We start from the raw sequence: 26,421 nt of genomic DNA, 5'->3' as shown, positions 1-26,421 counted from the left end.
TTCGATACAGGAGTCTCTATCTATGAATAAAAAATTATTAGCCGTTAAACCAATTAGCCAATTGTTCCCGATACCTATGATTATGGGGTGCGAAGGCATAGCAAGTGCAATGATATTACAATTCAATAATCACAAAATACCAGCAACACATATCATGAAACACTGGCCGAAACACGCAAATAATCCATATAAAGGCTATGTAGGTCATCACTTATGGGTAAAATGGGGTGGTTATCATCAAACGATTTTCCCTACAGCCTTAGCACCCTATTTACAAACGTATGATAAACGTATTGTTAATAGTACTGGGAAATCACTGGCTTCATTATGTGACGTCATTGATAAAGGGCAACCTGTCATCATTTATCACACTGTTTTAGGTCAAAAGCCTTTTAGCAAAACATTTAAAATTGATAATACACATCATCAATTGGTATCAAACATTCATGTTACCGTGCTGATTGGTTATGACGATAACCATTATTATTATATTGATCCATTATGGTCTAATTTATGGAAATCAATTATTATACCTGCTATTTTTCCGAATAAATATCAAATTATAAAAATTAACAAACAGAAATTAGAAAGCAGTTATAATGCTCCTGGACGTATGAGCATTCATTTACAAAAATGATTAATTAATTTCTATTTTGTGTAACGCATGGTTGATTTCCTGTTCTATATCTGGTGTACGCCATTCCCGTTGATAGCCTAAACACGGACAAATATATGTCACGTTGTTTTCTTCAAAAACATTTCGAAAATGAACATGGCCCATAATACTATATCTAATATCATATTGGGTATAAATTTCATCAAAATCCGAAGTACCTATAAATGCATTAAAATAATCAAATATTCTATGTGGCATTGGTACTGCGAATTTACGATGAGTCACGATGTGTGTCATTAATATAATTTTTTTATCTTTTACTTTTTCAATATCCTTCATCGCTTGTTTGGCCGCTATCATTGATAATTTTTGGTCTTCAATTTGCCAATCTATTTTCACTTTATCTTGCCAAGTAGCGCCATAATATTTCCTACGTGCAATGCGTTCCAAAGAGAATTTAGAGTGTGCATATGTATAGTCATACCAACCTGTATTACCTACAATCGCCCACGCTTCATTTATGACAAAAGGATCATCTATTAAGCAATTATCCATTTTGATATAAGTATCCAAGATTTCAGAAGAAGTCGCCCCAGTATCCGTTGACCAAAAATCATGATTTCCCGGTACAAACAGTACTTTTATCATTGTTTGTATCTCGATTTCCTTCACAAATGATTGCGTTAACTTATAATGATTTGAAACATCTCCAGCGATAAGTAATAATTCAATTTTTTGTTGCTTAATTACTGTAACTAATGCCTGTTCATAATCTTTGGGCGTTAGTTTATTATGTCTATCGATATGTAAATCTGAAATCATGCCTATTAACATATTTATCATATTCCTCTACTCGTTTAACAATTTCATTATGACACAACTTCACTTTATTCTTTAAATGTTCCGCTTGTATTCATATAAGTTTCGTTCAGCAAATCATTCTGTATGTCAAACATACCTGTAAGTCATTCATTAAAATGTTTTTCGAAATTATTTAAATAACATTTAAAAATTGTATGCAATTGTGTTAAAGTTACATTGTTCAAAACCCGAGCAGGAGGAAATAACATATGAAGAAAAATTGGATTGTCTTAATGATGACGATGCTACCTTTACTTTTAACTGCTTGTGATTATTCAAAACAAGAGGATAGAAGTGGCTGGTTTTACTTTATTTTTGTAAAACCCATTGATATGTTTTTGCATGGATTGGGAAAGTTGTTTAACGACAATTATGGGTTAGCCATCATCATGATTGTACTGACCATACGCCTTATCTTAATGCCGTTTATGTTAATACAAGTTAAAAACATGCATCTGATCAGAGAAAAAACAAAGATAGTACAACCGCAAATTGATAACATCAAACAACGCGTAAGAGATGCGCAAACACAGGAGGAAAAACGTGAAGCTAATAGAGATTTGATGACCACTTATAAGCGTTATGACATTAATCCAATAAAAAGCGTTATCGGTTGTTTACCAATTTTAATACAGTTGCCCATATTATTTGGTTTAATCGTGACACTTAAATTTCCTAGCAGTGGTGGAATAGATCAATTCCCTCATTTTTTATGGTTCAATTTAACAAAACCTGATTTATGGATGTCATTAATTGCAGCTGCTATTTATTTCATACAACCTCTTGTAAATGCAATGCATTACCCTAAAAATCAACGCAAAACATATTATGTGATGATGATATTATCACCTATTTTTATAACTTACATATCTTTACATTCTGCAGCAGCACTTGGTTTGTATTGGACATTTAGTGGTTTGTTTTTAATTTTACAAATGCACTTTGCTCATTCATATTACAGTAAACAAGCAAAACAAGAAGCTTTAAAACTTGCGGATTCCCTCAATTAAACAAATATTAACTAAACAATGAGTCATGTTACTTTATTGAATTGTAAAATCATTTCATTTACATGTAATGAATTCAAAAATTTCTTTTACACATCATTAGATGCTATAATATTTACAATTTGATAAACAAAGGGGGAAGATGTATGGAGTTTACAATAAGAGCATTAACTGAAGCAGATAAGTATGGTAAAGCACTTGTCCACTATGAAAGTTGGTTGGAAACTTATGACCATTTATCTAAAAATAATTACTTAGAAAACCTAGACAAAGCTCAATTTATCAGAAAGTCTTATTTGCACAATGTTCCGACATTAGTTGCCCTCGTCGAAAACGAAGTAGTAGGTTTCATATCTTATGGCAAAACGGAATCCTCATCTTCTTCTGACGACTGGAGTGAAATCTTCGCACTTTATTTATTGGAAGATTATCAGCGTCATATGATTGGTTATGCACTTACACAACGTGCCTTGGAATTATCTTATCCTGACAATGTAACCCTATGGGTAGTTGAAGAAAATAAAAATGCAATTCATTTTTATGAGCAAGTTGGATTTAAGTTGAGCAATGATAAACAAGCTACTTATTTTGGAAAAACTTATTATGAAGTTCGTATGAATTATTCAAGAAATGAACACGATTATTAAAATAACAAGTTACGACTTTATTACTACATTGTTTTACGCACTTAAAAAAGCAATGACACCCGCTATCATCATAGTATGTGTCACTGCTTTTTTATTTTAATATATATTCTAAAAATAATTTAATGCGTTTCACCTAAAGCAATTTTAATATCCTCATCTGATTCTATAATCGCTTTGAGAGCAGCTTCCAAACCTTCTGCAATCGTTTGAATAGACATGGATGGTTTTTCAGGTTTGTCTGTGACTTGTTGAGGAATAAAAGGCACATGTATAAATCCAAATTTAATATTTGGAAATTGTGTTGCTTGTAAAAATCCAAGTTGATACAAAATATGATTACATACAAAAGTACCTGCTGTATTAGACAATCTCGCTGGTACCCCTGCAGACTTAATCGCCTCTGTCATACGTTTAACTGGTAAATTGGAAAAATATGCGGCATCACCTGATGATTGAATAACTTCATCTATCGGCTGGTTACCTTCATTATCAGGTATACGCGCATCATCAATGTTTATTCCTACACGTTCTGGCGTCAATTCAAATCTTCCACCTGCTTGTCCTATTGCCAATACAACATCGTATTGTTCTTGTTTTAATTTATTAACTATAGTTTCTTTGCTTTTATTAAAAACTGTAGGTATTTCTATCTTATCAATCTGATGTGTTTCAATTTCATTTGGCAATAATTTAACAGCTTCCAATGCTGGATTAATCTCTTCTCCACCAAAAGGATCAAACCCTGTTACTAATATTTTCATCATTAACATCCCCTTTTCATTTTTTAATTTATACTTTTTACATTTTAAAACGCCCAAACATACATTAATCCTATATGCACCAAAATTAATATAAGTGCAATAGGAGCTTGCGCTTTAATCACGCCGAATTCTTGTTTCATTTCTAATAAAGCAACTGGTAAAGTATTAAAATTAGCTGCCATAGGTGTCAATAATGTACCACAAAATCCACCAGTCATAGCCAGTGCACCGGCTATAACAGGATCTCCACCTTGGGCGATAACAAATGGAATACCGATACTCGCTGTGATAACGGTAAATGCAGCAAATGCATTACCCATTAACATTGTAAAAAGCACCATGCCAATGACATATGCTGCCGCACCTGTAAGATGATTGCCCTCTGGTAAAAAAGAGGATATGCCTTTGGAAATAACATCCCCCACACCACTCACTGTAAAAAGTACGCCTAATGCAGCCAAGAACTGTGGTAGTATACCAACTGTTCCAATTTGTTGGGTTAGACGGTCACTGTCGTAAAGTATATATTTACCATTTGGCTTAATAACAATATATGCAGCAAGTAACCCTAATATCGAAGAAACACCTAAACCTATTGCTCCTCCTAATGGTGTCCAATTAGAAACGATAATCGCAGCTATAGCTAAAACAATAGCGGGGATAAATAATTTATTTCCATATTTTTGTGAACCTAAATTTCCCTGTGCTTCGTTGACATCTATAATATTTTTAATAACCACTTGTTTACATAGCGTTAATATTCCCATAACTATGATAAATATGCCATTGATTACGTTAGGTATATAAGGACCGGCAATAAATAAAATAGCTAATAAAATCCAAAATAAAGCTGTACCATATTTTTTGCTATTTGTTGATGCTTTTAACACGCGATATGCCGTATAAAGTAATTGTAAACCAATTAATATGTAAAATAGTTCTAAAATTTGATTTAATGTATGCTCACTCATGTCTTTCCACCTGCTTTTTACCATATTTCCGATCTAAATATTTATCAAATCTAATATTATTTATCCACACAATAAAAAAGACAATAACAGCTATAGGTAATGACGCTAATACAAGATCAATGGCATTCACTTTAATATCTAAAGACTGAAACGTACCAACCATTAACAATACACCCGCTGCCCCTACAAACAAATTTTGACCGAAGAAATTACCATAATTTTCCATCGCAGAAGTCTGCGCTTTAATCTTTTCGATATCCTTTTCGTCTACTTCATGTTCTTGCAAATGATAGCGTGTTCTTAACGCACCCTGTACCATTGGATTAATCAATGGACGTACAAACTGTGGATGTCCTCCGATACGTATTGATGCAACACCTGCTAATTCTCTAATGAATAAATAGATAGTCATCAATCGCCCACTCGTAACTTTATTCACCTTACCGATCATATTCGAGGCCTGCTTTTTTAAACCAAAACGCTCAATTAACCCCACCATAGGTAATGTTAAAATAAAAAGTGTAACTAAACGATTATCAACAAAAGCTTTTCCTAATGTTTCAAGAATAACGTACAAATTTAAACCTGATACAAGTCCCGTCGCTACAGCGGCGATTAAAATCACAGCAATCGTATCAATCTTGAATAAAAAACCAAGTACTATAATTAAAATTCCAATCAATTTTAACCATTCCATGTTATCTCCACCTTTCTTCTTATATATTAAAGGTTTACTTTTTTTAATACAATGAATTTTCAGATAATTTTTATGCCCTAACAACATAAACAAAAAAGTCCAAAACATCTTTTACATGTTTCAGACTTTTAATGACAACGGCTTATAAGCGATAAATTTTAATTTTTCATTTTTGGAAAATTACTTGAACATCTTTGTTAAAACGCGTGTATTATACTTATTCCTCTACTACGACATTAAAGTTCGCCATAATTCATACATCTAAACACTTGCTATCTCATATCTTCATTCGCATTTAAAATGCTATAACCATTTTAAAGTGGCATCCGATTCATTACGAGAAGGTAGCAATGTTTCAATGATTAATAAAATCGTACATATCCATGCAATCACATTAAGTAAGATGGCTATGCTATTGATTTGAATCAAATCAAATGAAATGTTCATAATAATAGACACAGCTATAAGAATGATGGCAGAAGTTCTTCTTCTTCCTGCATCATAAAATCGTCGCAATGTAATAGCAAACATTGGTATAATCATTGCCAAAACAAAAATCCCAACCAATATTGACAGGATTGTAGCAACAATAAAAGCACCTGAAATAAAAGCAATAACACCAATAATAGCTACAATAAATATACTAACAATATGAATCAGCACTGGTGTCCAGAACTCTAATCTATTGGATTTACTTTGAAAATCTATATATTTTTTCCAAAAATCTTTATACGCCTCTATCATATTTGACACTCCATTTTTCAATTAAAGTTATTTAAACATTTATTATTCATAATAGCGTAATCGCACACCTTCTAACAAGTACTAGCTACATATCTAGTTTAAATATATGACTTAACTACTTTTTCTAGCACGACAGGTAATTCTATTAATGCGCTCTGCTTATGCAGACGCTCACTTAATTTATGAGCATCTTTGCCGATGGGTCCTATCAACAATGTAGGTGCACTGATGGCTTTTATTGATTCAAAAGGAATAGTGTATGTACGATTGAAATTTGGCGTATTTTGCTCATATATAACCATCTGTTCCATATCTCCATCAAACTTTAAATAACTCGTATCACTGATGCCATTAAAATAATATACTTGTTCACTACTACGCTGAAATTGTTCATTTAGTGTATGTTTCACTAATTCTATAGTTGAGGATACGTGCTTGTCGGATGAAGCATTAACAGCTGGATAATAAGGTGAAGCAAAAAAGGTCACTACAGCTGGCGCTATATTCTTACATATTTGCATCAGCTTATCTGCAACATGAATATTCTGTAAATGTAACTCTGACGTTTCTTGAAGTGTTTGATCTATAAGATTAGTGATTGCTTCTTCACCGTACTGTTTAACAGCATATTGCCTAAGTTGCTCATATGTCAGAACATTAATTTTTTTATCGAATTGGTAATCTTCTGTTTCTAATACAGATAGCCAATCCGATTCACAACGCTCAACAGCAGTGATAACCGTATTTATGAATTCTCTAAAAACATCTTTAGGTGTTTTGTTAAATAGAAAGAAGTTAAATAATCCTATGGTTTTGTATGGCGTTTGCACATCATATGTATCTTTAATATCTTTCATCATTAATGTTACAGGTACAGGTGTGGATTCATTTTCAAAATGTTCTTTTAGCTGTGTGTTATATTCTACCGCTTGTGTAATGTAACTCATCATAAAGTTAGCACTCAAACCTTCAAGAGGCTGACCGACATGTGTTTCCTTTCCATAGCACAGTACTGCTGGCATGATTTTACCAATTGATCCTGAATATATATAATGTTTTTCATCTGAAGTAGCTTGCTGAAAAGTAGGTTCACTATTCAAATGTAATTGTATATCTAAATCGTAGTTAGCTTTTAATTCTGCTAATTTTTCTACCGCTTTTCTCATACCAGAAGAATTTACTTCCTCGTCTGGAACCGTAACTAAAATCAAATTAATATCCCATTGTTCAATGGATGCTAATTCAATTAAAGACATATGCAACATGAGACCTGCTTTCATATCCATAATCCCACGACCAAATAAGTAATCTTCACTAAGTAAGTCTTCTACAGCCCCTTTATCTAAATAATTTTGGTTTTCTAAAAAATACTGCTTTAATTTATCAGGATTACAAGCTAAATCATGAGCTAAACCAAATTCCGACACATCGACCGTATCATAATGACTAACAAGTACAATAGTTTTACCGGATTGGGAACCCTGATAAAAAGCAATTAATACTTCTTTATCATCATCCGTTAGTATTTTTTGAATTTGATTGGGATTGGTCTTAAAATATTTAAGTTGAAATAACAATTGGTTTACCAGATTAGGGAATGTTTTCTCTCCTTGTGTATTCGTAATTGATTGGTGATTTACAAGTTGTTTTAGTAAAGTTAAACGATCTTGTTCATTTTGCCATAAAGTTTGCATCAATCCAGACCTCCTTGTAAGCGTTTACTAAATTATAATATGATTTCCCAATGATAACCAATATTTTTACTGTACATTTCAAACTAATTTACGCATATGAGGTTTGTCTATATCCTAATTTTTTCATATATACTACTCTAAAAAATGCACCCTTCTATGCTTGATGCTTAATCTAGCATAGAGGATGCATTTCATTTTGTTATTTACTTCAAAAATCTTATTACCATAACTAATTATTAAATTGCTTTTTCGGAACTAATAACCATACAAATACAAATGCAATGATTGCTAATGCAGCATTAAACCACAGTCCATACATGGCACCAACATGAATATTGTCACGAGCTGACATAATCGTAAATATTGTCCCTGAAATAGCTACACCAAATGAGTTACCAAGTGAAGATGCCATTTTATATACACCAGACGCGACACCTACCTTATCTTCTGGCGCAGTAGTAACAGCTGTATCTGTTGAAGGTGTGGCATACATACCTAAGCCCACACCATAAATTAAGTAACCTAACACACAACTGATGACATAAACAGGCGTAGGTAAAAAGGTTAACGAGATTAATAGAATCCCTAACGCATTAAGCCCTGCACCTATAAGCATTGGTTTTTTAGGACCGATTTCCTGTAGGATTTTTTCTCCGACTCTAATCATGATTAAAACAGCTACTAAGTAAGTAATAGTCATCATACCAGATTGGAATGAGGTGAAATGTAATCCCGATTGAAAATAAGTATTCGCAACAATAAGCGTCCCTGCTACAGCATTTAGTAAAAAGTTTGACACTGTAGCACCACTGTATGCTTTATGTTTAAAAAGTTTAAAATCTATCAATGGGTTTTTAACTTTGTTTTCAAATAATATAAATACAATAATTGAAATGATGAATATCACAATTAACATCAAAATAAGCGGTGAAAAGAAACCATAATTTGAAGATTGTGTAATGATTAAATTGACACTCAGCATTGCAACTATTAATATAATTAGCCCTACAAAATCAAATTTGGCACGCTTTGATGCCTCAGTTTGAATGGCTTTCGTTTCTGGCGTGTGTTTGATTAAATACATAGACACTAAAGCTACTATTATCGAAATAATAAATATAGATCGCCATCCTACAAAGGTAGCCATGATGCCACCAAAAAACGAACAAATTCCAGTACCACCCCATGAACCGATAGACCAGTAACTTAACGCACGTTGTCGCCTTCTTCCAATATAGTATTCATTTATAATTGCTAATGTCGAAGGCATGATACATGCTGCAGACAGCCCTTGTATTGCTCTCCCAAGTACTAACAAAGGGACAAATCCTGGAATGATAATAAGTAATGATCCAAGAACGCTTAAAGTCAAACCGATATAAGTCATTTTGACCCTACCATATCGATCTGCAAGTCCTCCTGTACCTACAACAAACAAACCACATAATAATGCGGTTAAACTTACGGCTACGTTTATCGTTCCATAACTAGTTGTGAAAGATGCTTCTAATGCTGGAACGATATTAACGAGCGATTGAGCAAACAACCAAAATGTTATTACGCTTAAAAAAATACCTAAAAGAAGTCTGTTATCTCCTTCAAATGGTTGTTCTGATTCCATATTATTTTGCCTCCTAAATCCCCGTAAAACAACCATAATCATTATTAATGATTTAACTTGTCCAGCTCCAAAACATTTTCTCTTGTCTTATAATAATGATTACATGGTAAACATGACTTTTTAAAATTCAAAACATTTTTAAAAAAGTCAATAAGATAAAAATAACATTTACTTCAATTTATTGCTAAAAAAAGAGCACGCAAAGTGTATTAAGTAACTTTTTAATTATTCCACAAAATATATTGATAGCGTTTAGAAATTTTATTTTTTCTATAAGAATAATTAATACATAATCAAAATTATGTATTATACTAGATAGACAAATTATCTATAAAGGTGTATGAGATGTTAAATTTATTTATTTTATTACTAGAACGTGTAGGTCTTATTATTATTATCGCTTATATATTAATGAATATTAATCACTTTAAAACAATGATGAATCAAAGAGATAAACGAAGTTCACAATGGCAGCTCATCATCATTTTCGGGTGTTTCTCTATGATTTCAAACTTCACAGGTATACAAATCAATGGCAATGAAGTCGTTAATGGCAGTGTCTATAATCACTTAGATCCTGAGGCTTCTCTCGCAAATACGCGCGTACTTACCATAGGCGTTTCAGGGTTAATTGGAGGACCATTCGTCGCTATTTTTGTCGCAATAATTTCAGGCATTTATCGTGTTTATATTGGTGGTGCTGATGCTTATATTTATCTGATTTCATCTATATTTATTGCGCTAGTATCCGGTTATTTTGGTTATAGAGCAATGCGTGCACGTCAGTATCCTACCATAGTTAAAGGTACTATCATTGGAGGTACTACAGAAGTTATTCAAATGATTTGTATCTTAATCTTTTCTGATAATACGGAGCATGCTTGGTCACTAGTTAAATTAATTGCTTTACCTATGATTTCAATCAACTCAATCGGTACAGCAATTTTTTTATCAATTATATTATCGACAATCAAACAAGAAGAAGAAACACGTGCTATTCAAACACACGATGTTTTACAACTAGCAAATGAAACATTACCATTTTTCCGCTCAGGATTAAATGAGCATTCTGCCAAACAAGCAGCTACCATTATTTTAGATCTTATGCGTGTTTCGGCAGTCGCTATCACTAATCGTAAAGATATATTAACGCATGTAGGTGCAGCAAGTGATCATCATGTTGCCCAAAAACAAATCATTACCAATCTTTCAAAACAGGCAATACAAGCAGGTACTTTAAAAGAAGCATATTCAAGGGAAGATATTGGTTGCAATCATCCTGAATGCCCGCTTGAAGCAGCCATTGTCGTTCCATTAAGAGTCAAGAATGATGTTATTGGTACTTTAAAACTATATTTTACTAATAGGCACGATGTTTCTCATTCCGACAAACAGTTAGCATCTGGTCTTGCAGAGATATTTTCTAGTCAACTTGAATTAGGACAAGCTGAAACACAAAGCGCTTTAGTTAGAGATGCCGAAATCAAATCACTACAAGCACAAGTAAATCCGCACTTCTTTTTCAATGCCATTAACACAATTTCTGCCTTAGTCAGAATTGATAGTGAAAAAGCAAGAAAGTTACTGTTACAGCTCAGCCAATTTTTCCGCTCAAATTTACAAGGTGCACGTAACAATACGATTTCACTTGAAAAGGAATTGCAACAAGTTGAGGCTTATTTATCACTGGAACAAGCACGTTATCCAGATCGTTTTGATGTTTCATTCAATATTGAAGATTCATGTTATGGTGCACTTGTACCACCATTTGCAATACAAATACTTATAGAAAATGCCATCAAACATGCCTTTAAAAACCGTAAATATAACAATCGTATTATCGTAACCGCTTATAAAACAGCAGATGGATTATATATATCAGTTGAAGATAATGGTTCAGGAATCCCTGATGATAAAATTAATAATATAGGTAAAACACGTGTTTATTCTGATTTAGGCACAGGTAGCGCCTTAGAGAATTTAAATCACAGATTGGAAGGCTTATTTGGTATTAAAGCTAAAATGCATATTCATTCCAGCAAAGAAGGTACCAACGTAAGTTATACTATTCCATTTTTCATAAGAGAGGACGAAAAACATTGAAAGCAATTATTGTAGATGATGAACCTTTAGCGCGTAACGAACTTCATTACTTATTAAATGAAATTCGTACGTTTGATGTAATTAATGAAGCAGAAAATGTTTCAGAAACATTAGAACTCTTACTTTATGATCGTTATGATGTAATTTTTTTAGATATTAATTTAATGGAAGAGAGTGGACTCGATTTAGCAAATAAAATTAACAAAATGCAAAACCCACCACATATTATTTTTGCTACGGCACATGATACTTTCGCCGTTAAAGCTTTTGAGCTAGATGCGACGGATTATATTTTAAAACCATTCGAACAAAAACGTATTGCACAGGCCATCCATAAAGTTGAAACAGCGCTCGATCACGATACTTATAAACAAGCAAATGATGTCAGCCAGCATCAAAATGATGCACACAAAGAAAATACGCCAACTTCACAAATGGTTTTACCTATTGAAGTAGATGAGCGTATTCATATCATTAATTTAGAAGATATTATTGCTATTTCTGTTAATAACGGTATTACTACGATCAACACCTTACAAGAAAATTATCATACAACTGAACCACTTAACCATTACGAAAAAAAAATTGCGGATCCTTTGTTTATGAGAATTCACCGTGCCACGCTTGTTAATAAAGTACACATACAAACAATAGAACATTGGTTTAACTATACCTATCAACTTACGATGACAAATGCATTAAAATTCCAAGTCAGTCGCTCATATATGAAAACGTTCAAGCAGAATATGGGCTTACTTTGAATGTCACATCGTAATTAATGCAACTCAGTATATACGTTTCGTAATTCACCTTTAAAACGACTAGTAGCAACCGTTTTCATATTATAATTAACTCAAGATTAATTCGGGAGGAAATACATTATGGAAACAAACAAAAAACAAGCTGAGAAGCAGCCTAGTCATTCAAAAACGTATAACTTTTTTCATCAAGTACTAGTGCTGGCAATCATCATGCTTTTATCAAATATTATCGAAAGTTTCATGCCTATTCCAATGCCAGCATCAGTGATAGGTCTAGTCTTATTATTTATCGCTTTATGTACAGGTATTGTTAAACTTGGGGAAGTTGAAAAAGTGGGTACGACGCTAACAAATAATATAGGTTTCTTATTTGTACCTGCAGGTATTTCAGTTATTAATTCTTTAGGCGTATTAAGCCAAAGTCCGATCTTGATTATATTGCTAATTATCATTTCTACAATCTTATTATTACTATGCACAGGATTTTTCTCACAAATGTTAATTACAAAATCATTTATACCTAAGAAAAGAAAACCTAAACAGTTAGCGGAGGAAAAATTATGATTGAACATTTAGGCATTAACACACCATATTTTGGAATTTTATTATCTATTATACCTTTTATCGTAGCAACGATATTATTCAAGAAGACGAATGGCTTCTTTTTATTTACACCATTATTTGTCAGCATGGTCTTCGGTATAGCATTTCTAAAGTTAACAGGTATAGATTATGCAAATTATAAAATCGGTGGCGACATCATCAATTTCTTTTTAGAACCTGCAACTATCTGTTTTGCGATTCCGTTATATAAAAGACGTGACGTGCTTAAGAAATATTGGAAACAAATCCTTGGTGGTATTGCTTTCGGAACGACAGCTGCTTTGGTATTTATCTATTTCATTGCAAGTGCTTTCCAATTTTCAAATGAAATCATTGCATCTATGTTACCACAAGGTGCTACCACTGCCATTGCTTTACCAGTATCAGCCGATATTGGTGGTATTAAAGAACTAACATCATTGGCAGTAATCTTAAATGGTGTCATTATTTATGCTTTAGGTTCCAAACTCATTAAATTATTTAACATTACAAACCCTATTGCTCGTGGGCTCGCACTTGGTACAAGTGGCCATTCATTAGGAGTGTCATCTGCACAAGAATTTGGTGAGACAGAAGCTTCAATGGCCTCTATTTCACTAGTAATCGTAGGTGTAATCGTAGTCGTTGTTGCACCAATTTTAGCAACAGTCTTACTATAATATCTAAAATCACAACGATAAAAAGTTAGAACATAAACAATGCTTGCTCAAGCTTAAGCGTCAATTTCTATGATAAATATAGAAGTTGACGTTTTCTTTAGTTTTATGAAACCTAAAATTTTCTCCCCCCGTTTTTCTTATATTTAATACAGTTTACTTAAATATAAATGTTTATATCATTTTATATACGTTTTGAAATTTTTTAAAAATTAACGTTACATGTTTCCCGAAAGATTTTACTTTACATAGAATATAATTTTTAACAATTATCAGAAAATTAAAATAACATCCTTTTATATCCTTGTATTTTGATAAGAATTATAGTACTATGCATTTATTATAAACATTGGAGGTTCTATATAAATGACATTATATTTACTCGAAGCAAATAATCTTGATTTCGCAAAGTCTAAAAAAGACTTAGAAGATAAAGCAGCAAAACTCACTACTGGTGAAGTACCAACATTAATTGAAGTACAAGCAACAGAAGATTTAACACATGGCTATTTTATTGTAGAAGCGAACAGTGATACAGAAGCTAAACAATTTCTTGAAGATGCATCTATCAACATTAATTTAGTTAAAGAAGTACGTTTAGTAGGTAAAGACTTAGAAGAAGTTAAAAAAGGTGATGCACACGTTGATTATCTTGTTACGTGGAACATCCCAGAAGGTATCACAATGGATCAATATTTAGCGCGTAAAAAGAAAAATTCTGTCCACTATGAAGAAGTCCCTGAAGTTCAATTCCAACGTACTTATGTATGTGAAGATATGTCAAAATGTATCTGCTTATATGATGCACCTGATGAAGACGCCGTTCGTCGTGCAAGAAAAGCTGTAGATACACCTATTGATGACATTGAAAAATTATAACTAAACTTTCTCTTTATATTTATAATTCCATAGGTTTAGTTAGCAAAAGTTATTTATAAGTATGTATCATACTCGTCACGCCATTGCTAGCTAACAATCTTATTTAAGCTAAAAATTGGGGTAAACTTATAAATAACCTAAACACTATTCAAGGAGCGGCAATATGAAATCAAATGATACATTTTAGATTTCTGCCGCTTTTTTTTCATCAAAAAAAACATATTAATTAGATAGGAATAATAGAGGTGTTGCCATGATTCGCATTAATCACATCCAACATCAATTTGGAGACCATCGTGTTATCGATGATTTTAATTTAAATATTGAAAAAGGTAAAATAGTTACTTTTCTAGGTAAAAGTGGTTGTGGAAAGTCTACCATGTTAAACATTATAGGCGGATTTTTAACACCTTCCTCAGGTACTGTTAAAATTGAAGATCAATTAAAACAAAATCCATCACCTGATTGTTTAATGATTTTTCAGCATCATAATTTACTGCCGTGGAAAAACATTAATGACAACATTCGTTTAGGATTAAATCGCGAAATGAGTGATGGTGAAATCAATAATTATTTAAAATATGTTGATTTAGATCATAAAGGAAAGACGTTTCCAGAGCAATTATCTGGAGGAATGAAACAACGCGTAGCACTTTGCCGTGCACAAGTCCATCAACCCAAAGTCATATTGATGGATGAACCATTAGGCGCACTGGATGCTTTTACACGTTATAAATTACAAGATCAACTTGTACAACTCCAAAAACAATCTACAGCTACGATTATATTAGTTACGCATGACATTGATGAAGCCATTTACCTTTCTGATCACATTATCTTACTCGGCGATGGCTGTAATATTATAAGCCAATATTCAATTGAACAATCACATCCAAGAAATAGAAATGATAGTTATTTATTAACTTTAAGAAATAATATTATGGAAAAATTCGCATTAAACCACCATCAAGCAGAACCTGAATATTACATATAAGGAGTTGTAACTATTGAAAAAAATAATCATCTTTCCAATAATTATGATCCTTATACTAAGTGCATGTAATAATCAATCTATACAGAAGAATAATCAACATAATCAACCGCAAAAGACTTTAAAAATTGGTTATTTGCCCATTACACATTCTGCTAACTTAATGATGACTCAAAAAGTAAAAGCACAAGCTAAACATAATGGTTATAAATTAAAATTAATTAAGTTTAATAATTGGCCAGATCTTATGGATGCATTAAATAGTGGGAGAATTGATGGCGCATCAACCTTAATAGAATTAGCTATGAAATCTAAACAAAAGGGTGCTGATATTAAAGCAGTTGCGCTAGGACACCACGAAGGTAACGTCATTATGGGACAAAAAGGTGAAACGGTAAACAATTTTAATAATGAGCATCAATATCGATTTGCCATCCCTCATCGTTATTCAACACACTACTTATTATTGGAAGAAATGAGAAAACAATTAAATTTGAATGCTCAAACATTCAGTTATCATGAAATGGCTCCAGCAGAAATGCCAGCTGCCCTAAATGAACATAGAATTTCTGGATATTCTGTGGCCGAACCTTTTGGCGCATTAGGAGAAAAGTTAGGCAAAGGAAAAACTTTAAAACATGGTAATGAAGTGATTCCCGATGCATACTGTTGTGCTTTAGTACTTAGAACTGACTTAATAAAAGATCAAAAACATGTTGCTCAAAGTTTTATATCTGATTATAAAAAAGCTGGATATCGAATGAATGATAAATCACAAAGTGTTGATATTATGTCTAAGCACTTTAAACAAGATAGAAAAGTATTGGAACAATCCGCAGAATGGACATCATATGGCAATTTATCAATTAATGAAGATGGTTATCAAAAAATTACACAGTTGATTAACCAACATCAACTTTTCGAAACACCATCTTATAAATCATTCGTTGATCCAACATTGTATAAGGAGGCATAAGCAGCATGTCAGGTAATTTAATTAAAAAGCAAACTTTACCTATACTAACATTTATACTTTTCTTATTTATTTGGCAATGTGTCATTTGGATTGGAGATTATAAACCGATATTACTCCCAGGTCCTATCCTAGTAGCACAGAGCATTTGGCATTTTATTATTACCGGGGAAATATTTACCCATCTGGGCATCAGTTTATTTCGATTTTTTATTGGATTTAGTATCGCAATTTTAATTGGTGTCCCAACAGGTTTTATTTTAGGTCGAAGCACCTTATTGCACACTGCAATAGAGCCGTTATTTCAACTTATACGACCTATTTCACCTATAGCTTGGTCGCCATTTGTTGTTTTATGGTTTGGTATTGGTAGTTTACCAGCAATGGCTATCATCTTTATCGCTGCTTTTTTCCCGATTGTATTTAGTACGATTAAAGGCGTTAGGAATGTTGAGCCACAATACTTAAAAATTGCGTCAAATATGAATTTAAGTGGTTGGACGTTATATCGTAACATCTTATTCCCCGCTTCATTTAAACATATTATGGCTGGTATTCACATGGCAGTGGGAACAAGTTGGATTTTCTTAGTTTCAGGTGAAATGATTGGAGCCCAATCTGGACTAGGATTTTTAATCGTAGATGCGCGTAATATGTTAAATTTGGAAGATGTATTATCAGCGATCTTCTTTATTGGACTCTTTGGATTTTTGATAGATAGAATAATTAGTTATTTAGAAAAATTAATTTTAATCAGATTTGGAGAATAAAGGAGTAATTTATATGACTTTACAAAAACGTATTGAAACAGAATTAGATCCCTATGTTATTGAAATTGATGAAGGGAGTTATTACCCACGACCATTCATTCAAGGCTTATTTAGAGATGGCTATTTTTCTGAAAATGACTTAAAAAATAATCTAGAAGTCATTGAAGAAGTCTCAAAATCCTGCTTAACTACAGGTTTTTGTCTATGGTGTCAATTAGCATTTTCAACTTATTTACAACACGCAAATCAACCACATTTAAATAAAACTTTACAGCAACAGTTGTTAAATGGAGAAATTTTAGGAGCAACAGGTTTATCTAACCCTATGAAATCTTTTAACGATTTAGAATCATTCAATTTAACACATCATTATAATGACAACACATTAATTATTAATGGCAAATTACCTGCAATAAGTAATATTGCGTCTGATCATTATTTTGGAGCAATTTCTAAAGCAAATGATACAGATGAGTTAGTGATGTTTATTGTAAAAGCGAATCAAAAAGGTATAACTTTAGATGAAAAATCAAATTTCTTAGGTGTCAATGGGTCGGCTACATTTGCTATTGAAATGAAAAACGTAGAGATCCCTGAATCACAAATTATAACAAAAGAAGCAAAAAGTTTTGCTTCTGCCATTCGACCACAATTTGTAGCTTTACAAATTCCTATAGCGCTCGGTTCAATCAGAGCTTCGTTAGATTTAATTCATAAATTTTCTGACGCACAAAATGGCATCAATAAATATTTAGAATTCGATATCAATGCGTATGAAAACCAATATAAACAGCTTAAAAACGCGTTTTATCATATTATTGAAAGCGATGATTTAGACGATAATTTTGCTGAACTGATCAAAATTAAAAAAGAAGCTGGTTACCTATTATTAGAAGTAAATCAAGCTTCGATGGTAAACGGTGGTTCTAGAGCATATTCTCCACGTGCGCCACAAGCTCGTAAATTGAAAGAAGGTTTCTTTTTCGCTGCGCTTACACCTACGTTGAGACATTTAGGAAAATTAGAAGAAGAATACCGCACTACAGTTTAGTATACGAGTATAGATGAAAAATCATAGACACACGATGACAACATGAAAAATTCGACAATGATATAAAATGATCGTCTAATATAAAAATAAATGGCCAATCCCTATCATCAAGTGGATTGGCCATTTTTGTATTTAAATTGATTTCGTCGTCTCGACTTTAAACGTTACTTAGTGATATGAGTCACCATATATTACCCTTTTACTAACCAGTCTATAGCACGTTTGATAGCATAGTCCCAATAAGCATAATCATGCTCACCTGGCCCATCCTCAAAACAATATGAAATTTGCTTTTCATCTAGATATTTAATAAATTTTTTATTATCTTCATGTAGTGCATCTTCTGTACCACACATAATTAATAAATCTGGTATCTCTTTACCTTGTTGAATTGCCTGGTCAACTAAATAATATGGGTCCAAGTCATTACCTGTAGCATTTTTTGAAACACCTGCAATTGCTTCTCCAGAATAATCGTACCAATCAAAATCCATGAACGTCTGAGCATCATATACTGCCGATAAGGGACAAGCCTTTGCAAATCGATGTCCCTCAGCTAATGCAAACTTGATTGTTCCGTAACCTCCCATGGAATGACCAGCGATAAAATTATCTTCTCTCTTTTGTGACAAAGGTAAAATTTGATGTGCATAATCAAGTACTTCTAGCACATAATCATAATACTTATGACCAAAAACCATATTACTATAACCACTGTGATCTGCATTAGGCATAATAACTGCAAGTTGATGCTCATTCGCATAGCGCTCTATACTTGTGTAACGCATATACGAAGTTTCATCACTAGACAAACCATGCAGTAATAATAGTGTTTTTAGTGGTTTAGGCTGTGTACCTTTTTTGAAATAACTTTCATCCTCTGGAAGAATTACCATAAAATGATGATGCATACCTATTGTCTTTGAATTGTAATTAATCGATAATAGTGCCAATGATTTCACGACCTTCTATTCATTAATACTTTGCGGCTTAGTTTTACCTCTTTTTTCTGCTTTATGTGCAGGATCTAAACGTTTCTCCAATAATCTTAAACCGACATCTATAATAATAGCGATTAATGCGATTGGTATCGCACCAGCTAAGATAAACGTTGTACCATCTGTAGCGTTTGTTCCTCGGATAACGATGTCACCTAATGTAGGTGCACCAATAAATGAACCAACTGCTACAACACCAATTGCAACAACCAGTGCAATTCTTAATCCACCTAATATGACTGAGAGTGATAAAGGTAACTCAATCATTCTTAATACTTGATTTCGCGTCATACCCATTCCTTTACCAGCATCTTTAATATTCACATCAACACCCATTATACCTGTATAAGTATTTTTTATAATCGGTAATAGCGCATATAAAAATACCGTTACCACGACTGTAGTAGTACCTAATCCCATGACAAGCATGAGTATCGCTAACATTGCAATAACCGGAACGGTTTGAATAATATTCGCGATAGTAATAATAACACCAGAAAACTTACTATATCTTGCAATTATGATACCAATTGGAATACCAACAATAGATGCAAAGAGTACACCGTAAACAGACATTAATAAATGTTTTAAAAATAAATCCCAAAGGTAGCCATAGTTGACTGAATAATATTCTACTAATTGTTGTAATAAATTACCTTCCATTAGTTTTGACCACCTTTCTTATCATTTTCAAAATAATTATGTTTTTTTAAGAAGTTCTCAGCAACGACTGCTGGTTCTTGTCCTTCACCATCTGCTTGATAATTAAGTTTTTGCATTTCAGATGTGGAAACTTTTTTGTCTAGTTTATTGATGATTGGTTTTAACTCTGGATGTTTATCTAACAATTCATTCGTAGCAACCGCACTTGCATCATATGGTGGGAAAAATTGTTTATCATCCTTTAAAACTTTTAAGTCATATGCTGCAATACGTCCATCCGTTGAATAACCTACAGCTACATCTAAATTATTAGAGTTTAATGCATCATATACTAAACCAATTTGCATTGGTCTGATAGTATCAAATTTAAAACCATATTCTTTTGTAAATCCAGGATAACCGTCACCTTCACGGTTTAACCAAGAACTATCTACACCGAGTTTAAGTTCAGGATGTTTTTTCAAATCAGATACAGTTTCTAAATTATATTTTTCTGCTGTTTCCTTAGTGACCATAAATGCGTATGTGTTAGCAAAACCGTAAGAGTTAAAGAAGGTTTGGTCGAATTTTTTTTGGAAACCATCTTGAGTTGCTTTCATAGCTTTTTTAGGATCTTTAATTGGATCTTCATTTAAGGCACCAGTTAAATCAGTACCATTATATCTAGCACCTGACATATTCGCGTCACCATTTACTAACGCATTGTGTTGAATGGTACTTGATCCTAAATTATTAATTAAAGTGGGTTTAATTTCACCATTTGTATCGTGTTCTATTAACAGTCTCAACATATGAGACATAATTTGTGATTCACTTGTTGCAAGTGCTGTGATTTTAATATCTTGTTCTGAACTGTTGCTACCTAATCCTGGTAAACTACATCCAGATAAGACCGTCAGACACAACACAAGCACAATACAATATTGTTTCAATTTCTTCATAATGTCCTCCTTAAATTATCTGGATACTTTTAATCCCTTAGGTACAGCCCATCTTTCTACTAGTGACAGTAGGAAATCTACAATCAATGCTAAAGCAGTCACTAATACTGCTGCACTTACAATCATTAATGGGTCATACAAGTTTAATCCATTAAATACAAAATCACCTAAACCACCTGCGCCTACATAACTGGCTAAAGTTGCCCAACTAATTACGTAAACAGAAGATAAACGAATACCTCCTAGTATAAGCGGTAAGGCTAACGGTAATTCCACATCTTTCATTAATTGAAAACGTGTCATACCCATACTTGTGCCTGCTTCTTTAATGTTATCATCTATGTTTTGCACACCTAATACAGTATTGTTTAAGATTGGCAATAATACATAAATAAATAAAGCTACAATTGCAGGTAATTTACCCACACCAAAGATTGGAATCATGACTGCTAACACTGCTAATGTTGGTATCGTTTGTAACACACCAGCAATAGTTAGCACAATATTAGATGTTCTTTTCATTTTTGATAATAAAATACCCAATGGTACAGCGATGACGATAGCAATTAACAAAGCGATGATTGAGATATAGAAATGTTCAACGGTTTTTGATATCAGTTGACCACCATACTGCTCTACAAAATCTTTCATTACTTATCAGCTCCTACATTATCGGGCTCAACAATAGCATTTTTTTGTGCACTAACATCTTCGTCTAACTCGCCCCAAATACTATCGTAAACGATGTCAACTAAGTTTGCTCTTGTAACTAGTCCAATCAATGTCTCTTCATCACTATCTACAACTGGTACATTTCTTACATTTCGTTTTAATATCGTACGCACCGTATCTTGTAATTTACTATCTACTCTTACTCTGTATATATCACGTTGCATTGTGTCAATAAGTTCTTTATGAGCTCGTAAACCTTGGTTAATATCTTCTATATCTAAATATCCAAGTAATCTATCATTATTACCTACGACAAATAATGTATCGACACGTCGATCTCTCATAACCTTAACCGCTTCATTTAATGAACTATCTGCATGTACAGTTACTGGTCGGATCATTGCATCTTTGACGGTTCTCATATTAGGTCTATCTTGAATCAATCTATTTTGACCAATAAAGTCACGTACGAAATCGTTTGCAGGATGTCGTAAAATATTATCTGGTGTATCATATTGAACGACTTTTCCTTCAGACATAATACAAATTTTATCTGCCAATTTAATCGCTTCATCCATATCATGTGTGACAAAAATAAATGTTTTACCTAATTTTTGTTGCAGTTCTTTAACCAAATCCTGTAATGTATCTCTCGTAATTGGATCTAACGCACCGAATGGCTCATCCATTAAAATAACATCTTGTTCAGCTGCTAAAGCACGCACAACACCAATACGTTGTTGCTGTCCTCCAGACAATTGTGAAGGATATCTATCTAAGTATTCTTCTGGTAAATCTACTAATTTTATCAATTCTTTAGCTTTTTTTTCTTTCTTTTCATCAGACCATTTTAATAATTTAGGTACTAAGACTATATTCTCTTTAATGGTCATATGAGGCATTAGGCCAATTTGCTGAATCACATAACCAATTTTTCTACGTAATTCAACGGCGTTCATTTTGCGCACATTTTTACCATTGATTGCAATTTCGCCTTCTGTAGCTTCTATCATTCTATTTATCATTCTTAAAGCAGTGGTCTTCCCACTCCCACTTGTACCGATAAACGCTATAAATTCACCAGATTCGATTTCCAATGATATATTATCTACAGCTTTTTTTGTGCCACCATAGACTTTAGATAAGTTTTTTATACTTAACATGTGTTAATTCCTTTCTATTTTTGTATTTTCATTTAACATTTCATTTATAAATATAGGGCTAACTGTGGATGTTATACAAATCCGAAAATAAGTAAAAACATGTAGCACAACTAGCCCTACTTTATTCATGTGTTGGTCAAAAATATCAATTTTGACTAATTTTTTTTCATCCTATATCTATTAAGATAACTCAACAAATGAAAATAAACAATTTATAACCTTAAGTTTTGTTAATTAAACTATTGAAATTAATTATCAATTCAATAGCTCAAAACAATGTTTCAAAAATATTATTTTCGTTTTATGCCAATCAGTCGACCTAATTCTTTTGGCGCTTCATGAATTGTTCCAACTTTAGCATAATCATCTATAGCATTTTTTATTTGTTCAGGGAAAGCTGCAGGTCTGCCTATTGTAGTGTCCATGCCCATAAGCATTACTTCATATGTTGCACAACGGTTATTTTGAGCATCTACTAAAGTCATAAAAACGTGTAAACGCTTGGCATCATAATCATATAGACTTACGTTCACAGTAATAAGCTCAGCTACGCTTATTTCTTTTAAATACACTACATGATTTTCTAAAGTGAACACTGTATAATTCAATTTTTTAATTGTACTCACATCTAAGCCTAGTGATGCCAACCATGCATCTGTGGCATCACTAAATACTCGATTATATTCAGCATCATTCATGTGCTGATTATGATCGACCCAAATATCTTTAACAGTGGTTTGATATTGAAATTGAGTCATATGAACCTCCAATTATTTAATACCCTTTTTCATTGATGCAGTGTCTTCTGGCCAATATGCTTCAGCTAATTCTTTCACTTTAACTAGGAATTCATTACGCTTTTGATCTAATTCTGACATCGTTTGCCCTTGTGAAGCCGTTTCACAACCATTTACCACATTATCATATAAATCCTGAGTTAGTTCAGGCGCAATTAATTTTGTCCATGGTTTCTTCAGTGCTGGACCAAATTGTTTCAACATATGACGCATGCCGCCTTCTCCTCCAGCAAGATGGAATGTCATAAATGGTCCATACTGTGCATAACGTAAACCTGCTGCATGGGTAAATGCTTTATCTACTTCTTCAGTAGTTGCTATTCCTTCATTAACAATGTGTAATGATTCTCGCCATAGTGCCTCCATCAATCTATCTGCGATGTGTCCTTCAATTTCATGTCTGACATGTAGCACATCCATACCAATGCTTTCGTACACTTTTTCTGCTTCTACTGTGACAGCTTCAGTTGTTTCTTTACCAGGTACAATTTCAACTAATGGCAAAATGTATACTGGGTGAAACGGATGTGCAACAACCAAACGTTCAGGATGTTTTAAATTTTGTTGTAATTCTGAAGGCATAATGCCAGAAGTACTAGAACCAATAATGGCATCCTGACGTGCATAGGTATCGATTTCAGATAATACCTGTGCTTTTAGTTCTTCAATTTCTGGAACATTTTCTTGAATATGATCTGCATCTTTAACAGCCTCTTCTAAGCTTACCGTAAACGATAAATTCTCTAAAGACGCCCCCTCTGCTAAACCTTGTTGCTCAGCATATGGCCAGTTTTGTTTCACTTGTTTTAACATGCTTTCATAAGCACCTTCACTGGGATCTGTCGCAATTACTTCGTGACCATGCGCTAAAATACGCGTAATCCAACCACTACCTATAACGCCCGTACCTACAACTGCAAATTTCATTATTTGCCTCCTTTAGGATCTCTAAGTTGGTATTGCTCACGCGCTTCAGCCGGTGTCATTGGCTCTATATCTAATGTTTTTAGTATTTCAACTGCACGTTCAACTAGTTGTTCATTTGAAGCTTTAACACCTTTTGATAAATACAAGTTATCTTCTAAACCTACGCGGACATTTCCACCACGTTTCGCCGCTTCTTCTACAGTAGGTAGTTGCATTCTCCCAATACCAAAAGCTGACCAATGTGCATTTTCAGGAATACGTGTTTTAAAATATTCAATTGTCTCTGCATCGTTTTCAGCACCCCATGGAATACCTAGACAGAATTGGAACATGGGTTCGCCTTCAATGAGACCTTCATTAATTAATTGTTTTGCAAATGAAATATGCCCACTATCAAAGCATTCTAATTCAGGTTTTACACCTGCATCTTTTACTAATTGTGCTTGTTTTCTTAACCAATCAGCTGGGCTTAAGTAAACAGCGTCACCCATATTCACACTACCACAATCAAGTGTGCACATTTCTGGTAATAATGCGCCAATCGCTTCATGTCTTTCTTCAGGTGTTTGCATATCTGAACCTTCACCTGCTGTATATGGATCTTCTAGGTTAGGGATAAAATCTCCGCCACCACCTGAAGTAATATTAATAATAATATCTTCATCAGCTTCTCTTATTAATCTTACTGCTTCTTTAAAAAATTCAACATCATGGCTTATGCCGCCTGTTTCTGGGTCACGTGCATGAATGTGTGCAACAGTAGCCCCTGCTTTCGCACATTTAATTGCTGAATCTGCAATTTCCTGAGGTGTTACAGGAACACTTTTATTTTTTTCTACAGTATCTCCAGCACCTGTTAAAGCTGCTGTTAGCATAACTTTTTTCATATATAAACCTCCAACAGAGTTTTGATCACAGTTGATAGTGTACCAACCGGACGGTTTAGTTTCAACCCTTTCTACAGCTAAAAAAAGGGATAAGTGATGGTTTGTCATCACTTACCCCTATAGCATCAATACTTTCAACGAATCGAAAATTTTATTATTTTTTTATAATTTCAACTTTTTCATGCATCTTTTAATTCGATTTGTTTGTTTTCTGTATAAGATGTTAGTCGTTCTAAAACTTTTGCTCTCATTGTTTCATCAAGTGCGTCTAGTCCAAATATTTCCGATAACCATAAGCCGTCCACTGCTAAACGTATGATTGTTGCATCGACTTTATCAATGCCATCTTTTTCAATTTTTTCTTGCCAATCTTTATAGGTATCTTGTAGTGGTAATAATAAATTACTATTAATACCCTGTGCAGCCAGCATACCAGAGGTAATTGATGCATTTTCTGAACGGTGTTCTCTAGTAGCTTCAATAAACGCACGCAATAATTTGCCAACTTCTTGTGACTCATTTTTAACATGTTCATTCACATTATTTCGATACAACTCATCTGCATGATCCACAAGTCCTTGTATCAATGCGAATTTATTTTTAAAATGATACAGTAAACCACCTTTACTAACACCTGCTTTTTTAGCAACTGCATCAAGTGTTAAATACTCACTACCTTGCTCATTTACGATAGCCGCTGCTGCTTCTAATAGTTGAATACGTTTAGACACTCTTGCCATATCTACACCTTCTCTTACAAAATATTACTTGATTCATCTACTATATTTATATTTGAGCAAACTATAAACGATAAATGACAAAGTTGCAAGATTAATCTGGATTTTATAAACAACGCGATATCTATTTTTAAATAAATACGATGGTTTGGTTCAACCAAAATACGATTAAAAAATTTTGACAACCACGAACACTTTTTTGTCATTGAAGACTTAAGTCATGCTATAGC

Annotated in this window: 28 protein-coding genes; 12 read left to right on the top strand and 16 right to left on the bottom strand. The window is 33.2% G+C overall.

Translation table 11 applies throughout. From position 1 onward, the window contains the following. Positions 1-22: 22 nt before the first annotated feature. The gene (locus AB1J10_RS05960; RefSeq protein ID WP_107365560.1) at positions 23-637 is read left to right on the top strand and encodes a C39 family peptidase; all 615 of its coding nucleotides are present in this window, start codon (positions 23-25) and stop codon (positions 635-637) included. Here AB1J10_RS05960 and AB1J10_RS05955 read toward each other — a convergent pair whose 3' ends face one another. Next, positions 638-1,450: a metallophosphoesterase gene (locus AB1J10_RS05955; protein WP_046207572.1), complete on the bottom strand. Its 813-nt coding sequence runs from the start codon at positions 1,448-1,450 to the stop codon at positions 638-640. Positions 1,451-1,686: 236 nt separating this feature from the next. Between AB1J10_RS05955 and yidC the strand changes: the two genes are divergently transcribed. Beyond that, the gene (yidC, locus tag AB1J10_RS05950; protein WP_019468812.1) at positions 1,687-2,487 is read left to right on the top strand and encodes a membrane protein insertase YidC; all 801 of its coding nucleotides are present in this window, start codon (positions 1,687-1,689) and stop codon (positions 2,485-2,487) included. Between the two features lie 143 nt (positions 2,488-2,630). Further along, complete coding sequence (locus tag AB1J10_RS05945; protein WP_046207571.1) at positions 2,631-3,131, top strand: GNAT family N-acetyltransferase; 501 nt, start codon at positions 2,631-2,633, stop codon at positions 3,129-3,131. 119 nt (positions 3,132-3,250) lie between these two features. On the opposite strand, the gene pcp is transcribed toward AB1J10_RS05945, so the two are convergent. The 6 genes from pcp to AB1J10_RS05915 all read right to left on the bottom strand — a co-directional run bounded on the left by pcp (position 3,251) and on the right by AB1J10_RS05915 (position 9,619). Next, positions 3,251-3,892 (bottom strand): pyroglutamyl-peptidase I, encoded by a 642-nt coding sequence (pcp, locus tag AB1J10_RS05940; protein ID WP_046207570.1) that lies wholly within the window; start codon positions 3,890-3,892, stop codon positions 3,251-3,253. 44 nt (positions 3,893-3,936) lie between these two features. Beyond that, positions 3,937-4,863, bottom strand: coding sequence for a DUF979 domain-containing protein (locus AB1J10_RS05935; protein WP_107365561.1), 927 nt, complete (start codon positions 4,861-4,863; stop codon positions 3,937-3,939). After that, complete coding sequence (locus tag AB1J10_RS05930; RefSeq protein WP_019468807.1) at positions 4,856-5,560, bottom strand: DUF969 domain-containing protein; 705 nt, start codon at positions 5,558-5,560, stop codon at positions 4,856-4,858. The genes AB1J10_RS05935 and AB1J10_RS05930 overlap by 8 nt, the downstream gene beginning before the upstream one ends. Positions 5,561-5,863: 303 nt before the next feature. After that, positions 5,864-6,304 carry a DUF805 domain-containing protein gene (locus AB1J10_RS05925; RefSeq protein WP_064209313.1) on the bottom strand — a complete coding sequence of 147 codons (441 nt, stop codon included), beginning with the start codon at positions 6,302-6,304 and terminating at the stop codon, positions 5,864-5,866. Between the two features lie 98 nt (positions 6,305-6,402). Beyond that, positions 6,403-7,998, bottom strand: coding sequence for a M20/M25/M40 family metallo-hydrolase (locus AB1J10_RS05920; protein WP_192573697.1), 1,596 nt, complete (start codon positions 7,996-7,998; stop codon positions 6,403-6,405). Between the two features lie 229 nt (positions 7,999-8,227). Then, positions 8,228-9,619, bottom strand: a complete 1,392-nt coding sequence (locus AB1J10_RS05915) for an MFS transporter (RefSeq protein WP_107365563.1) — start codon at positions 9,617-9,619, stop codon at positions 8,228-8,230. A gap of 345 nt (positions 9,620-9,964) precedes the next feature. Here AB1J10_RS05915 and AB1J10_RS05910 point away from each other — a divergent pair, with 345 nt between their 5' ends. The 9 genes from AB1J10_RS05910 (at position 9,965) to AB1J10_RS05870 (ending at position 18,406) form a co-directional block, all read left to right on the top strand. Next, complete coding sequence (locus tag AB1J10_RS05910; RefSeq protein WP_107365564.1) at positions 9,965-11,722, top strand: sensor histidine kinase; 1,758 nt, start codon at positions 9,965-9,967, stop codon at positions 11,720-11,722. Beyond that, entirely contained in the window at positions 11,719-12,483 is a 765-nt protein-coding gene (locus AB1J10_RS05905; protein ID WP_046207563.1) for a response regulator transcription factor LytR, read from the top strand. Before AB1J10_RS05910 ends, AB1J10_RS05905 begins: the two co-directional genes overlap by 4 nt. A gap of 120 nt (positions 12,484-12,603) precedes the next feature. Next, positions 12,604-13,047 carry an antiholin-like murein hydrolase modulator LrgA gene (gene lrgA, locus AB1J10_RS05900; protein WP_046207562.1) on the top strand — a complete coding sequence of 148 codons (444 nt, stop codon included), beginning with the start codon at positions 12,604-12,606 and terminating at the stop codon, positions 13,045-13,047. Further along, positions 13,044-13,745, top strand: a complete 702-nt coding sequence (lrgB, locus tag AB1J10_RS05895; RefSeq protein WP_019468801.1) for an antiholin-like protein LrgB — start codon at positions 13,044-13,046, stop codon at positions 13,743-13,745. Before lrgA ends, lrgB begins: the two co-directional genes overlap by 4 nt. A 363-nt stretch (positions 13,746-14,108) precedes the next feature. Continuing rightward, entirely contained in the window at positions 14,109-14,621 is a 513-nt protein-coding gene (locus AB1J10_RS05890) for a DUF4242 domain-containing protein (protein WP_019468800.1), read from the top strand. Positions 14,622-14,874: 253 nt separating this feature from the next. Next, positions 14,875-15,615 (top strand): ABC transporter ATP-binding protein, encoded by a 741-nt coding sequence (locus tag AB1J10_RS05885; protein ID WP_019468799.1) that lies wholly within the window; start codon positions 14,875-14,877, stop codon positions 15,613-15,615. 13 nt (positions 15,616-15,628) lie between these two features. Next, a complete protein-coding gene (locus AB1J10_RS05880) occupies positions 15,629-16,588 on the top strand; it encodes an ABC transporter substrate-binding protein (RefSeq protein WP_046207560.1) in 960 nt (319 codons plus the stop codon). A 5-nt stretch (positions 16,589-16,593) separates the two neighbouring features. Continuing rightward, positions 16,594-17,355, top strand: coding sequence for an ABC transporter permease (locus tag AB1J10_RS05875; protein ID WP_046207559.1), 762 nt, complete (start codon positions 16,594-16,596; stop codon positions 17,353-17,355). 13 nt (positions 17,356-17,368) lie between these two features. Then, positions 17,369-18,406 carry an acyl-CoA/acyl-ACP dehydrogenase gene (locus tag AB1J10_RS05870; protein ID WP_107365675.1) on the top strand — a complete coding sequence of 346 codons (1,038 nt, stop codon included), beginning with the start codon at positions 17,369-17,371 and terminating at the stop codon, positions 18,404-18,406. Between the two features lie 191 nt (positions 18,407-18,597). On the opposite strand, the gene AB1J10_RS05865 is transcribed toward AB1J10_RS05870, so the two are convergent. The 9 genes from AB1J10_RS05865 to AB1J10_RS05825 all read right to left on the bottom strand — a co-directional run bounded on the left by AB1J10_RS05865 (position 18,598) and on the right by AB1J10_RS05825 (position 26,194). Continuing rightward, positions 18,598-19,359, bottom strand: a complete 762-nt coding sequence (locus AB1J10_RS05865; protein ID WP_369003047.1) for an alpha/beta hydrolase — start codon at positions 19,357-19,359, stop codon at positions 18,598-18,600. A 15-nt stretch (positions 19,360-19,374) separates the two neighbouring features. Then, positions 19,375-20,067: an ABC transporter permease gene (locus AB1J10_RS05860; RefSeq protein WP_064209303.1), complete on the bottom strand. Its 693-nt coding sequence runs from the start codon at positions 20,065-20,067 to the stop codon at positions 19,375-19,377. Next, a complete protein-coding gene (locus AB1J10_RS05855) occupies positions 20,067-21,008 on the bottom strand; it encodes an osmoprotectant ABC transporter substrate-binding protein (RefSeq protein ID WP_064209302.1) in 942 nt (313 codons plus the stop codon). The genes AB1J10_RS05860 and AB1J10_RS05855 overlap by 1 nt, the downstream gene beginning before the upstream one ends. 15 nt (positions 21,009-21,023) lie before the next feature. Further along, positions 21,024-21,659 carry an ABC transporter permease gene (locus AB1J10_RS05850; protein ID WP_019470115.1) on the bottom strand — a complete coding sequence of 212 codons (636 nt, stop codon included), beginning with the start codon at positions 21,657-21,659 and terminating at the stop codon, positions 21,024-21,026. Further along, on the bottom strand, positions 21,659-22,843 hold the full coding sequence (locus tag AB1J10_RS05845; protein ID WP_019470114.1) for a betaine/proline/choline family ABC transporter ATP-binding protein: 1,185 nt from the start codon (positions 22,841-22,843) through the stop codon (positions 21,659-21,661). Before AB1J10_RS05845 ends, AB1J10_RS05850 begins: the two co-directional genes overlap by 1 nt. A 290-nt stretch (positions 22,844-23,133) precedes the next feature. Then, positions 23,134-23,601 carry a thioesterase family protein gene (locus AB1J10_RS05840; RefSeq protein ID WP_064209301.1) on the bottom strand — a complete coding sequence of 156 codons (468 nt, stop codon included), beginning with the start codon at positions 23,599-23,601 and terminating at the stop codon, positions 23,134-23,136. Positions 23,602-23,613: 12 nt separating this feature from the next. After that, positions 23,614-24,567: a 3-hydroxyacyl-CoA dehydrogenase NAD-binding domain-containing protein gene (locus AB1J10_RS05835; RefSeq protein ID WP_019470112.1), complete on the bottom strand. Its 954-nt coding sequence runs from the start codon at positions 24,565-24,567 to the stop codon at positions 23,614-23,616. Further along, the gene (locus tag AB1J10_RS05830) at positions 24,567-25,454 is read right to left on the bottom strand and encodes a 3-keto-5-aminohexanoate cleavage protein (RefSeq protein ID WP_019470111.1); all 888 of its coding nucleotides are present in this window, start codon (positions 25,452-25,454) and stop codon (positions 24,567-24,569) included. Before AB1J10_RS05830 ends, AB1J10_RS05835 begins: the two co-directional genes overlap by 1 nt. Positions 25,455-25,633: 179 nt before the next feature. Then, positions 25,634-26,194 (bottom strand): TetR/AcrR family transcriptional regulator, encoded by a 561-nt coding sequence (locus AB1J10_RS05825; protein WP_019470110.1) that lies wholly within the window; start codon positions 26,192-26,194, stop codon positions 25,634-25,636. Positions 26,195-26,421: the final 227 nt, after the last annotated feature.

This window comes from Staphylococcus cohnii species complex 1663, from assembly GCF_041008415.1.
Lineage (GTDB): Bacteria > Bacillota > Bacilli > Staphylococcales > Staphylococcaceae > Staphylococcus > Staphylococcus ureilyticus.
The sequence above is the reverse complement of the archived record's forward strand: the minus strand, read 5'-3'. Positions and strand labels throughout refer to the sequence as shown.

Excerpts from the sequence above, each read along its gene's own strand:
- AB1J10_RS05850 (WP_019470115.1), bottom strand. The coding sequence starts at position 21,659 with ATGAAAGATTTTGTAGAGCAGTATGGTGGTCAACTGATATCAAAAACC.
- lrgB (WP_019468801.1), top strand. The coding sequence starts at position 13,044 with ATGATTGAACATTTAGGCATTAACACACCATATTTTGGAATTTTATTA.
- AB1J10_RS05845 (WP_019470114.1), bottom strand. The coding sequence starts at position 22,843 with ATGTTAAGTATAAAAAACTTATCTAAAGTCTATGGTGGCACAAAAAAA.
- pcp (WP_046207570.1), bottom strand. The coding sequence starts at position 3,892 with ATGAAAATATTAGTAACAGGGTTTGATCCTTTTGGTGGAGAAGAGATT.
- AB1J10_RS05835 (WP_019470112.1), bottom strand. The coding sequence starts at position 24,567 with ATGAAATTTGCAGTTGTAGGTACGGGCGTTATAGGTAGTGGTTGGATT.
- AB1J10_RS05870 (WP_107365675.1), top strand. The coding sequence starts at position 17,369 with ATGACTTTACAAAAACGTATTGAAACAGAATTAGATCCCTATGTTATT.
- lrgA (WP_046207562.1), top strand. The coding sequence starts at position 12,604 with ATGGAAACAAACAAAAAACAAGCTGAGAAGCAGCCTAGTCATTCAAAA.
- AB1J10_RS05945 (WP_046207571.1), top strand. The coding sequence starts at position 2,631 with ATGGAGTTTACAATAAGAGCATTAACTGAAGCAGATAAGTATGGTAAA.
- AB1J10_RS05860 (WP_064209303.1), bottom strand. The coding sequence starts at position 20,067 with ATGGAAGGTAATTTATTACAACAATTAGTAGAATATTATTCAGTCAAC.
- AB1J10_RS05910 (WP_107365564.1), top strand. The coding sequence starts at position 9,965 with ATGTTAAATTTATTTATTTTATTACTAGAACGTGTAGGTCTTATTATT.
- AB1J10_RS05825 (WP_019470110.1), bottom strand. The coding sequence starts at position 26,194 with ATGGCAAGAGTGTCTAAACGTATTCAACTATTAGAAGCAGCAGCGGCT.
- AB1J10_RS05885 (WP_019468799.1), top strand. The coding sequence starts at position 14,875 with ATGATTCGCATTAATCACATCCAACATCAATTTGGAGACCATCGTGTT.
- AB1J10_RS05840 (WP_064209301.1), bottom strand. The coding sequence starts at position 23,601 with ATGACTCAATTTCAATATCAAACCACTGTTAAAGATATTTGGGTCGAT.
- AB1J10_RS05925 (WP_064209313.1), bottom strand. The coding sequence starts at position 6,304 with ATGATAGAGGCGTATAAAGATTTTTGGAAAAAATATATAGATTTTCAA.
- AB1J10_RS05890 (WP_019468800.1), top strand. The coding sequence starts at position 14,109 with ATGACATTATATTTACTCGAAGCAAATAATCTTGATTTCGCAAAGTCT.
- AB1J10_RS05930 (WP_019468807.1), bottom strand. The coding sequence starts at position 5,560 with ATGGAATGGTTAAAATTGATTGGAATTTTAATTATAGTACTTGGTTTT.
- AB1J10_RS05935 (WP_107365561.1), bottom strand. The coding sequence starts at position 4,863 with ATGAGTGAGCATACATTAAATCAAATTTTAGAACTATTTTACATATTA.
- yidC (WP_019468812.1), top strand. The coding sequence starts at position 1,687 with ATGAAGAAAAATTGGATTGTCTTAATGATGACGATGCTACCTTTACTT.
- AB1J10_RS05915 (WP_107365563.1), bottom strand. The coding sequence starts at position 9,619 with ATGGAATCAGAACAACCATTTGAAGGAGATAACAGACTTCTTTTAGGT.
- AB1J10_RS05830 (WP_019470111.1), bottom strand. The coding sequence starts at position 25,454 with ATGAAAAAAGTTATGCTAACAGCAGCTTTAACAGGTGCTGGAGATACT.
- AB1J10_RS05855 (WP_064209302.1), bottom strand. The coding sequence starts at position 21,008 with ATGAAGAAATTGAAACAATATTGTATTGTGCTTGTGTTGTGTCTGACG.
- AB1J10_RS05960 (WP_107365560.1), top strand. The coding sequence starts at position 23 with ATGAATAAAAAATTATTAGCCGTTAAACCAATTAGCCAATTGTTCCCG.
- AB1J10_RS05875 (WP_046207559.1), top strand. The coding sequence starts at position 16,594 with ATGTCAGGTAATTTAATTAAAAAGCAAACTTTACCTATACTAACATTT.
- AB1J10_RS05955 (WP_046207572.1), bottom strand. The coding sequence starts at position 1,450 with ATGTTAATAGGCATGATTTCAGATTTACATATCGATAGACATAATAAA.
- AB1J10_RS05920 (WP_192573697.1), bottom strand. The coding sequence starts at position 7,998 with ATGCAAACTTTATGGCAAAATGAACAAGATCGTTTAACTTTACTAAAA.